Consider the following 13,518-nt stretch of genomic DNA (forward strand, 5'->3'; position numbering starts at 1 on the left):
ATGAGCGGTCGCGGCTGGTTAAGTTAACGGGGGAAATAATGCCAGAAACATTCACATGGACACCGCAGAAAGCCTACTCCGTTGAGCGAACGCCGAACGTAGCCGTCATTAAACTCGGTGACGGTTACGAGCAGCGCCAGACCAAGGGTATCAATCCGCTCATGGATAAATACTCTCTCACCTTTCGCGGCGTCAGCGGAGCGTGCCGTAGCAACCCCGCGAAGGATGCTGAGGCATTTCTCAGGGCTCGAATGGCGGTAGAAGCGTTTTACTGGACGCCATCTGATACCGGAGTTCAGGCGCTGTTTGTCTGCCGCTCCTGGAGTTTAACGAAGACGGGGCCGCTATTTGAATTGACGGCAACGTTTGAACAAGTACCACGATAAGGGGAGATGTTATGAATTTAGACCTGAGAAGCGAGGAGCACAAAATGAACAAATACATCCTAAAAGTTAAGTCACTTTATTTAGTTAACGAAACTGTATCGGTGGGATTAGGTGTATATTCTTCACAAATGCCATCGCTACTGTTATTCAGTATGGAGATTGAAATGGAACGAAAAGGCGATGCGAGCCTTTCTGCTTATGAGATGGAGGCGATTGAAAAGGCCGCCTCACTAATCTGTGATATTGCTGACAAATTGGAGGCGGCGGCTTAAGTGTTTATTTCAAGAACGGTTCTGGCTGATTATTACCAAACATAGCTCTCACCGGTGGTTGCATAAGTTCATTGATTGCATGCTTTGGCACTGATGTGCCTCCCATAGTAATTTTACTCAGTTCGTCATTAAGCTTTGCTTTTAGTGAATCGCTAAATTTCTCATCACCGCCTCGCTCGTCTAGTGCTGAAACAATGCTGTAAAGTAAGAAATTTGAGGCCACTTTGATTTTCTGATTTTCTTTCTTTAGGTCGTTAACCTGATGGATCAGATCGTTAATTATTCTTTCCATTTTGTCTCCTAAATGAGGTAATCAGCCATCCCTCCTTCATTAAGTGCGCCAGCGTCCCACCACTGACGGGCTGAACGCATACATTAACCAGGGTTATTGATGAGCAACACCCTGATATTCAGACAGTAGCCACCTCCGGGTGGTTTTTTTTATGGGAGATTGCTGTGCGCGACATACCAGCCAGTATGATTATAGATAGCGTCGATGCCGGAGTCGGCGCTTTCATTGACCTTTTCGAAGCAGACCTGCAACCATATGGCGGTGACCTTATCCGCTTCCATTCCGGTACAAATGGCTATTACGGTAATGTTATCTGGAAGGGCAACCAGTACCAGGCTTACCCGATAGCAGTGGAAGGATTCGAGTCAAAGAACGAAGGGACCTATGCCAGGCCAACAATGGTTGTGGCGAACGTGACCGGCCTGATTACCGGGATTAACCACGATTTTGATGACATGCTTGGCGTGGTAATCACCAGGCGTCAGGTGCCGGTAAAATATCTTGATGCGGTTAACTTTCCGAACGGTAATCCTGATGCAGACCCGACACAGGAGGCCGTTTCCCGCTACGTTGTCGAGGAGATGACGGAAGAGACGTTTGAACAGGTGACCTACACGCTGGCGACACCGATTGACTGCGATAACGCCATTATCCCGGCTCGCACTATTCTGGCTGACGTGTGCCAGTGGCAGTATCGCGGCGTTGGGTGTGGATATGACGGGCCGCCAGTTGCAGATGAGCGCGACAATCCAACCACGGACCCGGCGAAAGACAAGTGCTCTCACCGTCGTAGCGGATGCCGCTTCCGTTATCCACGGCCTGAACCAATGCCAATCAGCAGTTTTCCCGGCTCTCAGAAGGTTTCCTGATGCAAGAATTACTTGATTATGCGGAATCGTCGCAGGATGAAGTATGTGGACTGATTATTGATGGCGAACGACTATACCGCTGCCGGAATATACACCCTGACCCGGGAAAACACTTCCGTATCAGCGATGATGAATGGCTGGCAGCAGAGGACGAGGGAGAGGTGACTGCAGTATTTCACTCGCATCCTGGAGTAGAGCCTTTTCTGTCAGGAGCAGACCGCAATGCACAGATATCCAGTGGGCTTCCGTGGTGGCTGGCTTGCGATGGTGTGATTATGAAATTCAGGCCCGTCCCATTCCTGCTGGGCCGCAGGTTCGAACATGGCATCATGGACTGCTATACCCTTTTCAGGGACGCGTATCATCTTTGCGGAATCGACTTGCCTGACTTCGAACGCACTAATGGGTGGTGGTTGCGTGGTGAAAATCTTTATCTGAACAACATGCCTCTCAACGGCTTCCGCCAGGTATCGACTGGCGAAGCGCAACCAGGTGACGTCATCATCAGGCAGCCATTCCCTGGCTCTGACCCTTGCCACGCAATGATTCTCCTCGAAGAAAACATGGTACTTCACCACGACCACGCCGGACACCTGAGCCGGAGAGAGCCAATGCGTCCGGCATATGTTAAGCAGATGCATTCCATATGGAGACATGAACAGTGCTCATCTTTAAATTTGCGGGCAATTTACGCCGATTTTACCGCCAAATATCTCTGAACGTAGACACGCCAGCGCAGGGACTGCGTCTGCTTCTTGCCCAGAATCACGAATTCAAAAAAGCATTCCTCAATACAAAACTTCGGCTCCGAATAGCGGGCGAGGATGTTGAGGCATCGGCTATGCAATGGCATCTGGATCGCCACCTGAAAGATGGTTCTGTAGTCCTGTTTGTGCCGGTAGTCGAAGGCGCTCTCACTGCCGCTGCTGCGGCATGGATTGCGGTTGCTGTCAGCGTGGCTTCAATTGCGTACTCGGTATACATGTCCCGCAACATGAAAACTAAAACGTCAGCGGAAGCGGCTGAGACAAACACGCTAACGAATAACTCATTTACCAGTGCGGAAAACCGTGTCGGGCAAGGTCGCCCGGTGCCAATCCTCCTCGGGGAAATGGAGGTCGGCTCAAATGTTATTTCTCTAGGTATCGACACAAGCAACATCCAGGACTGGACGGAATCTATTAGCTAAGGTGGCATTATGTCTTCAGGCGGCGGCAAAGCATCAACCCCCAAACTCCTCGACGATAATCTCAAATCAAAGCAATTTTACCGGGTACTGGATCTAATTTCGGAAGGTCCAATTTTCGGGCCCGTTGACCAGGAACACCTTTCTTCATTCAAACTGAACAAGACGCCTGTTACCGATGCAAACGGAAATGTCAGTGTGAATGGCGTCAGTGTGGCATGGCGGCCTGGCTCAGATAGTCAGTTACCAATTAACGGTTTCTCAGCAATCGAAGCAACAACCATCGTTAATACGGAAGTCACATACGATACACCTTTGGTACGAACTATAACCGATCAGGACGTTACCCGGGTGCGGTTCAACGTTGGTGTGACCGGTCTGGTTGAGCGGGACACTAAAGGCAATCAGAATAACACTTCCGTCACTATGGTGCTGGAGAGTAGAACTGGTGCTTCAGGCTGGGTTATTGAAAAGACCGTGACTATCACCGGAAAGATATCAGGCGAGTATCTTGAGGCCCATCTGATTGATGCTCCGGATATCAAGCCGTTTGATATTCGCGTTCGCCGCATTACACCCGACAGCAGCAGCGATTTGCTGTCCAACGGCACTATCTGGAATAGCTACAGTGAAATCACCGACGACAACCTTAGCTATCCGTTCTCCGCCATTGCGGGTGCAGTTATTGATCGTGACCAGTACACCGACACCCCTAGTCGCACATACCATCTTCGCGGCCTGATTGTGGACGTTCCTGACAACTACGATCCAATTGCCAGAATTTACTCAGGGCTATGGACTGGCGGATTCAAAAAAGCGTGGACTAACAACCCGGCGTGGCTGTTCCGTGAACTGGCGAGGAATACCCGTTTTGGCCTGGCGAAACGTGCCGGTTATATCGATATAGATGACGGTGCGCTGTACGTCCTCTCACAGTATTGCGATCAGCTTGTTAACGATGGCTACGGCGGGCAGGAACCAAGGATGACGCTGAATGCCTATATTACCGAGCAGGTGAGTGCGCGTGACATTCTCGACAAGATAGCGAGCATGTTTCGCGGTATAGCACTGTGGGACGGGATGCGACTGTCTGTCATGCTGGATGCGCCACAGGACCCGATTGCGACAATCACGAATGCTAACGTGGTTGATGGCGAGTTCAAGCGTAGCTCCGTGAAGCGATCAGAGAAATACAATGCCGTTGTTGTGTCATGGACTGATCCGGATAACGGTTGGGAGCAGGTAAAAGAATACGTTTCCGACGATGAGATGATCGCTCGCGGAAACTACAACGAAACAACAATTGAAGCATTCGGTTGCACGTCTCGCGGTCAGGCATGGCGCGCTGGGAAATGGCTTCTTGAAACGGCGAAACGGGAAAGCAGCAGACTGTCTTTCCAGATGGCGCGCGATGCTATCCACTTCACGCCGGGTGATATCGTTGAAATCATGGATAACAACTATGCTGGTGCGCGTCTTGGTGGCCGCATTATGTCGCATGCAGGTAACAGAATTACCGTGGATGCGGTTGATTCATCCCTGATATCAGACGGCGACACCATGTCAATCATGGGTAGCAACGGGAAGTTCGTTAAATACGAGATTGGCAGCATTTCCGGCAACGTGGTGACGCTGAAAACGACTCCAGCATGGGTTCGTGACGGTACTGTATTTGCCATATCTACCAGTAACGTTTCTACCAGACTATTCCGCATCCTTAGCATTGCAGAGACCGATAACAACTCGGTCTACAGCATCACTGCTTCACAACATGACCCGAACAAACAGGCCATTGTTGATGAAGGTGCCGTGTTTGAAGTTCCCAACGATACAATGAACGGGTATCGAGTGCCGAACGTAGAGAACCTGCGCATCATCAACACCAACTCTGAGACTGTTCAGGTTACTGCTACATGGGAGACAGCGACCACCACCAAAAAACTGATGTTCGAACTGTACGTGTACAACGATGAAGGCAAGGTTGTTGCTCAGCATGAAACAGACCAGTTCCGCTACGATTTCTACGGGCTGGAAGCAGGGAGTTACACTCTCGGCGTGCGCGGTCGCAACGAAAACGGAATGAAAGGGGCGGAGACGCAGGTAAACATGGTTATTGGTGCGCCGCCAGCGCCCTCCGGCGTTGTCTGGACTCCCGGCCTGTTCTCTGCTGACCTTGTGCCTGTCATGCGCATTACGGCAACGACAGACACATCGTTTGAGTTCTGGTACTCCGGGCAGAACCAGATTGTCAATCCTGACGATATTGAAGGCCAGACTCAGTTCCTTGGGCGCTCTAACCAGTGGACGCTTCATGGTCTACAGGCTGATAAGACGTATTACGTTTATGTCCGCACCAAAAATGCTTTCGGGGTATCGGAGTTCGTTGAGGCATCAGGTCAGGCGTCATCAGACATTCCTGGAATGATAGAACTCATTGATGAGCAGATCCGCGAATCAGATGCGTTTAAAAATGTTCAGCAGGGTGTCAACACCAACCTGGACGGTATCATGTCGAACGCGCTGGCGAACCACGGCACTGTTGAGCACCAGTATCAGCAGTACGGTGAGGTACGTGCCGATATCCTGGTCGTGAAAACCACGGTGGCGACTGCCGAAAAGGGGCTTGCTGACCTGTCCACATATGTTCAGGCGCAGATTGGCCCTGAAGGTAGCCTTACATCAGCCGTTAACCAGAAGATGACAGCTGAGGTAAATAGTGATGGGACTGCAAAAGCCTCTTACACACTTAATATGGGGATTGTCAGGAACGGTGTGAAATATAACACCGGATTCGGCATGTCTATCGAGCCATCGGGGAATAGCTATAAATCTACAGTTGTATTTGCCGCAGATCAGTTCGGCATTTATTCCGGAAGTGATCCTGGAAACTATACCGCTGCGTTTTTCGTCTATAACGGACAGGTATTTATCCGTGATGCGTTAATTCAGGATGGCAGCATTAGCAATGCCAAAATTGGTAATTACATCCAGTCGAATAACTTCGTTGCGGGTTCAACTGGCTGGCGCATTGATAAAAATGGAAATGCTGAATTGCATGGCAAACTTTACGCTGACAGTGGCCAGTTTGCCTTTAACGGTGAAAACAACACGGTTGTTATAAATGGCAATGGCGTCACGGTAAATCTACCGGGTGGCGGGCGCGTTGTCGTTGGGCGATGGTAGGACAAAATATGCCGGAAGGAATACTGATAGATTATAATGATAGCCGTCCTGCGATGGCGATTACCGCGGGGCTCCGTGCCCCGTCATTCTGCACAAGTTTTGCTGGTTACGGTACGGGGGCAAACCAGTTTCAGGTTAATACTCCATTAACGTCAGGCTCCACAGTTTTTGTTTTACCGACACGTCCGGTTGACGTTCAGGAGTTCGCAGACAATCAGACATGGATAGTTTTACCGATATATATGACATCCGTTACGAGAAACGGAGACAACGGTGTGACTGTTAACGGTACAAACAGGGGAAACTACCAGCGAATACCAAACTGGGCAGGAATTGTATTTGAAATTCTCCCTGCTGCTACTTACAACGAAGGACTTCTCGTTTCCAACTCTACTGATTTCACTGCAATTTCGAATCAGGCAAGATTAATGACATGTGCTTATGTTGGCACGGTGACAGTCAACGGCTCGATGGCGCTTCCCGTATCAGGAATACCATTCGGGAAGTGGGATAACAATAATGTGTCTGTAGGATTTGACGGAGCAAATATTATTGTAAGAGACATCAATTACTCAGGACGGGATGATGTTTCCGCATCTGTAACAATGGAACTGGTAATTTTCAATAATACCGCGCCTGTAGCCGGTGATGGCATTACCATGACTAATTCGGCTGGGCAGGTGACATTTTCAACAGTGAAGCGCCCATTTGTATATGACCAGCAGCTAACGGTAACAGACAATAATCAATACATAGGTGATAAATATTGCCAGATAGTATTTACAGGTGCGCAGTCAAGACGAGTGGATGGATATTTTAATATAAGGAAAAAGGGCGTGGTAATGTCAGGTGGAAGCATCCGGTCAGCGTATAATCAGGTTGTTGGTAATTACAATGACAACAGATTTGATATGACATTTAATCAAAATATCAATATGCCAATTCTTGTCCTTCCGGATATGTATTGAGGAAATATTCATGTCAGCAGGAACCTTAACTCTTACCAATGACACAGATGCTGTTACTGGCAGCGGCACAGCGTTTACAGCAGAACTTGCTGCTGGCGATTTTATTGTCGTAACTGTCGGCGGCATCCCTTATACACTTCCGGTTAAAACAGTAAATAACAATACATCACTGACGCTGGTTAGTGTTTACACAGGCCCGACACAATCCGGCGCTGCGTGGTCTGCCGTGCCTCGTGTTGCTTTGAACATGGTCACGGCTGCCTTGGTGGCTCAAAGCGCTGAGGCATTGCGAGGACTGAATTACGATAAGCAGAACTGGCAAAGAATTTTTAGTGGAACCGGCAACATAACAGTCAAGTTACCTGATGGTTCTGCGTGGAACGGCCCTGCGTGGAATGGCATTACGACAGAACTAAATAAAAAGGCCAACGCCAGTGATCTCGGTTCTGCTGCTTCGAAAAACACTGGGTTAAATTCCGGTGACATAATGACGGTTGGGTCTTTTGGTATTGGTGCCAAAGATGGTGCCTATGCATTTGAAGTCAATGACTTTGGTGCAGTTCAGGTCGCAATGTCAGGTAGCGGACTCAGGACATATCGAAATAATGGTTTTCTTGGCGACGGTGATCAAAGTATTGCGCAATACAGCCCGACCATATGGGTTGGGACCGGGGATACCTGGGCATCATTATCGTTGCCGTATAGCCCTGCGGGGAAAATTGCGGTGGCATCAGGTAGTGAGTCTGCGGGCCGTATGGTAGTGAGGTTGCTATGGGATAATAGCAACACTGTCGTTGATGGTAATGGATTTATTAAACAGGCATCGCCGGTTGTCAGAATTTTCTCTGATGGAGGTTATGAAACGAATGATGAATCAGAAGGTGTGGTCGTAACCAGGATACAGACTGGCGAGTACCTTATCGAGGGGTGCACTGGCCTTAATGCAGATGCAGCATGGGGAGGGATTGACGGTGGATTTGAGATCCCCGTAGACCGAAATAAACTTGCTCGCATCTGGATCGATTATGAGGTCAATGCTGACGGTTCGGTACTGGTCAGAACGTATCACCGGGTTCATCCCTCAGCACCTCCGTTTGCTCAGAACAGAATAGGTAATACTGATATTAGCGGCATGTTTACTGAAACTGTTGCTGATGGTGAACCAGTCGACATTCCTGCAGATTCTTTTGTGTCTGTACGTGTGGAAATGCCGGAAAACAGCATCTGGAATAAGAAACAAGAGGCTACTCGTATCGCTATGGAGGAAGCCAGGATGAAAGAATGGCGGACAGATGGTAATAATGTGTAGCGATTATTTATGATGTGGGGCTGTCGACGCTGTACAGAAAGTTCCCTGCTTCATAATTTGCTTTGGTGGTATTACGTCACCTTCTCATCAAGCCAGTCCGCCCAAAATTGCATCATTTCTCTGCGGGTAGCCAGATATGCAGCATGGTTGTAAACTGAGCGCGTCCCGCCGCTTACGTGTGCCAGCTGCATCTCTATTGCGTCGCTGTTCCAGTGCTTCTCGTTGAGTACCGTGCTGAATTGATGTCTGAAACCGTGTCCGCATGTCTGCCCTTCATATCCTATGCCGCGGATTACACCAAGGACGGCATTTTCGCTGATTGGCTTCTTCCTGTCATTCCTTCCCGGGAAGCAAAGTTCGTACTGTCCGGTGATTTGTTGCAGGAATTTGAAAAGCGCTGTAACTTGCTCTGACATTGGAACGACATGCAGTTTTCTTCCTTTCATGACTTCAGGGTCAACGGTGATCAGCCTGTTTTCAAAGTCAATTCCTGACCATACCAACGAACGTAACTCCACTGTTCGCATTGCTGTATAGTGAAGAACTTGAGCAGCAATCTTACCTATAACCCAGCCTCCATACCCATTCAGCGCCCTCTGGAATTCGTGAATGCGATGCATAGGTAGGAAAGGGTAGTTGTTTTTTCTGTAACCCTTCATTGCCCCAACAAGGTCTGGAGCCGGATTATATTTAGCTCTTCCGGTTACTATTGCGTAGCTGAAAACCTCGCCACACCTGCGACGAGCCTTATCAGCCCGTTCCATCGCCCCTCTGTCCTCAAATAGCCTGATCACCTTCAGTAGCATCATCGGCTCCACCTCTTCCATTCTCAGATGTCCGATGAGCGGCAATATATCGTCAGTGAACATGTTCATCATTTCGTCAGCATATCCTTTCGACCATACCTTCGATTTATGAGCATGCCACTCCCTGAAGATATCACCGAACGAATCAGATACTTCTTCCTTTTCCTTCTTCTTTATAGCCTGTTTCTGTTCTGATGGGTCCACGCCAGCAAGCAGCTTCATTTTCGCGTCAGACTGTTTTGCCCTGGCTTCGGTAAGAGAGATTTGCGGATAGGGACCGATGACCAGCGTCTTTTCCTTTCCTTCGAACCGGTAGCGCATTCGCCACACCTTTTTGCCTGATGGAGGTACGAACAGGAACAGGCCTCCAGAATCAGCAAGGCGATATGATTTTTCTGCAGGTTTTGCTGCGTCAATTTGCTTTACTGTGAGCATGTGGGCATAAATCCGTGGTCATTTTAACATGTGCCCACAATATGCCCGCATTATTGTGCGGTAGTCAACGATCTGCTACGAACGCCTAAGAACTAATATTGAGTGGAGATGCTGATTATAAAAGGGATTCGAGAACTGTTACGGACGAGGGAGAACGGAAAAGTGGTGTCCCCTGCAGGAATCGAACCTGCAACTAGCCCTTAGGAGGGGCTCGTTATATCCATTTAACTAAGGGGACAACGCGGCGCCAGTATAGCGTTTTTTATTCGCCGGAGTAAGTGTAGCGCCGCCTGACTGGTTAAACCGTCGCCACTCAGCGCTGTTTTTCCGCTTTTTTCCGCTCCCGTTCCAGGCGCTCGCCGCGTAGCCTCGCTTCTTCCTTACGTTTATTGCTCATATCGTTGCGGATCTGCGCGTGGCTCATTAATGCGAAAATAAAGGTGCCGCCGCAGATATTTCCGGCAAGTGTGGGAAGGGCGAAGGGCCAGAAAAAGTCGCTCCAGGGCAGCGTGCCGTTGAAAACCAAATACAAAATTTCAACGGAACCGACGACAATATGGGTGGTATCGCCCAGCGCGATAAGCCAGGTCATCAAAATAATGACCACAATTTTTGCCCCGCCTGCAGCAGGAAACATCCATACCATTGTGGCGATGATCCAGCCAGAGATAATCGCGTTGGCAAACATCTCCGTTGGGCTATTTTTCATGACCTCCATACCAATTTTGACAAAGGCGTCGCGGGTCTCTTCATCAAATATAGGCATATATTCAAATGCCAACGCAGCAACCCCGGTGCCAATAAGGTTGCCCAATAAGACTACGCCCCATAAGCGCATCAGCAGGCCAACGTTACTCAGAGTGGGATTTTGCATTACCGGCAATACGGCGGTAACGGTATTTTCAGTAAATAATTGCTGGCGGGCCATGATGACAATGATAAAACCAAAGGTATAGCCGAGATTTTCCAGTAAAAAGCCGCCGGGAACGCCTTCAAGCTGCACGTGAAAAATCCCTTTCGCCAGGAGTGATGCCCCCATAGAAAGTCCTGCGGCAATAGCTGACCAGAGCAAAGCCATCGCATCGCGTTCCATCTCTTTTTCACCATCCTGGCGAATATGTTCATGAATCGCCATGGCGCGGGAAGGAAGACGATCTTCATCCACTTCAATCTCTTTACCGCTTTGTTTTTCTTCGCTTTCAACTTCCAGGTCACTGCTGTGCCGGTTAATTTTATCGTCGTTAAGGCTATCCATGATGATCTCTGCTGATTAACACATATTAATAAAGCGTAGCGGTTTTTCATTTACCCAGGCCGGGGCATTCTCCGAAAAAATAAAAATGATCACGCTCGTTTTTATCTGTTTCGTTAGAATAGGGCCGTCACGTTGTTGCGTTACCAGGCTATGCTCAAAGCAATGAGATCGCGCATATAGACATCGTTTGACGTGCTGTTAAAATCGCTCACACCTAAACAGGCGGATACGGTAGCGTTCCGTCATGGATGGCAATCAGCGATAGCCATAATTCACAGGGAGACATCTATGAAGCTTCGCCTGTCGGCGCTGGCGCTGGGAACCACACTGCTGGTCGGGTGTGCGAGTTCCGGTACAGAACAGCAGGGGCGTTCAGACCCATTTGAAGGGTTTAACCGCACCATGTACAACTTCAACTTTAATGTGCTGGACCCGTATGTTGTTCGGCCGGTCGCGGTCGCCTGGCGTGATTATGTTCCACAGCCTGCGCGTAACGGTTTAAGTAATTTCACCGGCAACCTCGAAGAACCGGCGATCATGGTGAACTATTTCCTGCAGGGCGATCCTTATCAGGGTATGGTGCATTTCACCCGTTTCTTCCTGAATACCTTATTAGGGATGGGCGGCTTTATTGACGTCGCGGGAATGGCGAATCCTAAGCTGCAGCGCGTTGAACCGCATCGCTTTGGCAGTACGCTGGGCCATTATGGCGTGGGGTATGGGCCTTATATGCAACTTCCGTTCTACGGCAGCTTCACGCTGCGTGAAGATGGCGGGGATATGGCGGATACCTTGTATCCGGTGCTCTCGTGGTTGACCTGGCCAATGTCCATAGGAAAATGGACTATCGAAGGGATAGAAACCCGCGCGCAGTTGCTGGACTCCGATGGTTTGCTGCGCCAGTCTTCCGATCCTTATATTATGGTGCGCGAGGCGTACTTCCAGCGTCATGACTTTATCGCCAATGGCGGAAAACTCAAGCCGCAGGAAAACCCGAACGCGCAGGCGATTCAGGACGAACTCAAAGAGATCGACTCGGAATAAACGGCAGTAAATAAAAAGGTGAGCGCAATGCTCACCTTTTTGATCCGTTTCAGAAAGAGATTAGAACGCGTAGTTAAAGTTAGTACCGAACAGCCAGGCTTTCCCTTCAGATTCAAACTGATAAGGGCCTTCATTAATTTTCACGCTCTGACCATGCATATAAGAGACGCCAACGTCGACAGACGCATCTTTATTAAAGGCGTAAGTCGTACCGGCGCTCAGCCAGAAACGGTCCTGGTCCGGAATAGAGATAGAACGGTTTTGCGCTGGTACCGGGCTGTCATCGAAGGCGATACCGGTACGGAACGTCCAGTTGTCATCGTAGTAATAGGTGGTACCCAACGCAATGCGATAAGCGTCTTTAAAGCCTTCATGCTTCTCAAAGAGCGTATCACCGGCGGTCGATTTTGCCTTCAATTCCTGGAACTGACTCCAGCTGGTATAGGCCAGGCTATAGTGGATGGCCCACTGTGGCGCCACACGGTTATAACCGGACACTTCCCACATTTCCGGCAGATTCAGCGTCAGGTAGCCTGACCGTGTCGCGCCGCCGGTTGCCGTTGGGATAGGCAGGTTAAATCGGTTTATAGCGATGGGAAGATCGCTACTGTAGTTGCCTTTAAAGTCAATTTTGACTTCCGAGCGGTAGGTCAGCGCGTAGCGGTTATTTTTATCCAGTTCATAAAGGATACCGGCATTCCAGCCAAAGCCCCACTGATTACCGTTCAGGTGGGCAATCTTGGTGTCGCTGGGAATCTGACCCGCGACCGGCGCCAGCGCCGGATTCTGTGCCGCGACCAACTGGCCTAAATCGCCCGCAAAACGTTCGATTTTCGCACGTGCGTATACCGCATCAAAGCCGAGGCCGAAGCTCCAGGCCTCATTTAAGCGATAAGCGCCGCTTAAATTCAGGTTCATGGTTTCAAGATCGGTCGTACCGCCAACCGAGCCGCCGGCGTATGTGTCGTTAAACTCTGTCGCCAGACCATAGTTAGAGGTAATAGAAGCCCCCCAGCCAAACTGGTCGTTAATCGGGGCGACAAAATGGACGTTCGGCACCCAGGCCGTCGGCGCGATGTTATCCGCATCTAACGTCCGACGAGATGGCGATGTCCCGCTAATATTAACATCAGGATCAATATAAACCGCGCCCGCTGAAAACGTCGGGCGGTCAAACATGGTAATTAACGCCGGGTTGCGGCTAACGTTACCCGCATCATCTGCGATTGCGCCTTCACCCGAATAGGCCCGGCCAAGGCCAGAGGAAGAAAATTCGTTTAACTGAAAGCCTGCAGACCAGGCCTGGGTGGAGATGATTGCCACTGCGACTGCGAGAGCAGACTTTGTAAACAGGGTTTTCTGGCTCATGACCATAACCTCATTGATTATTTTTATACAAACTATGTTACATGCTGTAACAGGAGCGCGAAGTGTAGGGTCTGCGGTACGACTTAGAAATCAGACCAGTGGCGAGAGTATAGGTCTGACCAGCTAGAATGTTGCAAGTATGTTT

The 13,518-nt window shown here is 49.5% G+C and carries 13 protein-coding genes and 1 tRNA gene; 9 read left to right on the forward strand and 5 right to left on the reverse strand.

Annotated elements, in window-relative coordinates; translation table 11 throughout:
- The first annotated feature begins 38 nt into the window (after nt 1-38).
- Nucleotides 39-386, forward strand: coding sequence for a phage tail protein (locus tag J4650_RS09885; protein WP_047596078.1), 348 nt, complete (start codon nt 39-41; stop codon nt 384-386).
- A gap of 44 nt (nt 387-430) precedes the next feature.
- Nucleotides 431-658, forward strand: coding sequence for a DUF1327 domain-containing protein (locus J4650_RS09890; protein WP_223195200.1), 228 nt, complete (start codon nt 431-433; stop codon nt 656-658).
- A gap of 4 nt (nt 659-662) precedes the next feature.
- On the opposite strand, the gene J4650_RS09895 is transcribed toward J4650_RS09890, so the two are convergent.
- A complete protein-coding gene (locus J4650_RS09895) occupies nt 663-950 on the reverse strand; it encodes a hypothetical protein (RefSeq protein ID WP_000439677.1) in 288 nt (95 codons plus the stop codon).
- 164 nt (nt 951-1,114) lie between these two features.
- Here J4650_RS09895 and J4650_RS09900 point away from each other — a divergent pair, with 164 nt between their 5' ends.
- Genes J4650_RS09900 through J4650_RS09925 form a run of 6 tightly spaced genes read left to right on the forward strand, consistent with a single transcriptional unit; the run spans nt 1,115 to nt 8,465 of the window.
- Nucleotides 1,115-1,819, forward strand: a complete 705-nt coding sequence (locus J4650_RS09900; RefSeq protein ID WP_001204735.1) for a phage minor tail protein L — start codon at nt 1,115-1,117, stop codon at nt 1,817-1,819.
- Nucleotides 1,819-2,538: a C40 family peptidase gene (locus J4650_RS09905; protein WP_047596077.1), complete on the forward strand. Its 720-nt coding sequence runs from the start codon at nt 1,819-1,821 to the stop codon at nt 2,536-2,538. Before J4650_RS09900 ends, J4650_RS09905 begins: the two co-directional genes overlap by 1 nt.
- On the forward strand, nt 2,481-3,008 hold the full coding sequence (locus J4650_RS09910) for a tail assembly protein (protein WP_031623763.1): 528 nt from the start codon (nt 2,481-2,483) through the stop codon (nt 3,006-3,008). The genes J4650_RS09905 and J4650_RS09910 overlap by 58 nt, the downstream gene beginning before the upstream one ends.
- 9 nt (nt 3,009-3,017) lie before the next feature.
- A complete protein-coding gene (locus J4650_RS09915; protein ID WP_124234971.1) occupies nt 3,018-6,188 on the forward strand; it encodes a phage tail protein in 3,171 nt (1,056 codons plus the stop codon).
- Nucleotides 6,189-6,196: 8 nt separating this feature from the next.
- Nucleotides 6,197-7,156, forward strand: a complete 960-nt coding sequence (locus tag J4650_RS09920) for a DUF6453 family protein (RefSeq protein WP_124234972.1) — start codon at nt 6,197-6,199, stop codon at nt 7,154-7,156.
- Nucleotides 7,157-7,166: 10 nt separating this feature from the next.
- Nucleotides 7,167-8,465 (forward strand): hypothetical protein, encoded by a 1,299-nt coding sequence (locus J4650_RS09925; protein WP_052928625.1) that lies wholly within the window; start codon nt 7,167-7,169, stop codon nt 8,463-8,465.
- Nucleotides 8,466-8,536: 71 nt separating this feature from the next.
- On the opposite strand, the gene J4650_RS09930 is transcribed toward J4650_RS09925, so the two are convergent.
- The 3 genes from J4650_RS09930 to J4650_RS09940 form a co-directional block, all read right to left on the reverse strand.
- A complete protein-coding gene (locus tag J4650_RS09930) occupies nt 8,537-9,706 on the reverse strand; it encodes a tyrosine-type recombinase/integrase (RefSeq protein ID WP_023994403.1) in 1,170 nt (389 codons plus the stop codon).
- A gap of 163 nt (nt 9,707-9,869) precedes the next feature.
- Nucleotides 9,870-9,944: transfer RNA gene (locus tag J4650_RS09935), tRNA-Arg, on the reverse strand.
- A gap of 75 nt (nt 9,945-10,019) precedes the next feature.
- Nucleotides 10,020-10,961, reverse strand: a complete 942-nt coding sequence (locus tag J4650_RS09940; protein WP_023993419.1) for a formate/nitrite transporter family protein — start codon at nt 10,959-10,961, stop codon at nt 10,020-10,022.
- A 288-nt stretch (nt 10,962-11,249) separates the two neighbouring features.
- Here J4650_RS09940 and mlaA point away from each other — a divergent pair, with 288 nt between their 5' ends.
- The gene (gene mlaA / locus J4650_RS09945) at nt 11,250-12,005 is read left to right on the forward strand and encodes a phospholipid-binding lipoprotein MlaA (RefSeq protein WP_000776787.1); all 756 of its coding nucleotides are present in this window, start codon (nt 11,250-11,252) and stop codon (nt 12,003-12,005) included.
- A 60-nt stretch (nt 12,006-12,065) separates the two neighbouring features.
- On the opposite strand, the gene fadL is transcribed toward mlaA, so the two are convergent.
- On the reverse strand, nt 12,066-13,373 hold the full coding sequence (gene fadL, locus J4650_RS09950) for a long-chain fatty acid transporter FadL (RefSeq protein ID WP_001533060.1): 1,308 nt from the start codon (nt 13,371-13,373) through the stop codon (nt 12,066-12,068).
- Between the last annotated feature and the right edge of the window lie 145 nt (nt 13,374-13,518).

It is taken from the genome of Salmonella sp. 32120201201600049SM, assembly GCF_017572835.1.
Taxonomy (GTDB): Bacteria; Pseudomonadota; Gammaproteobacteria; order Enterobacterales; family Enterobacteriaceae; genus Salmonella; species Salmonella enterica.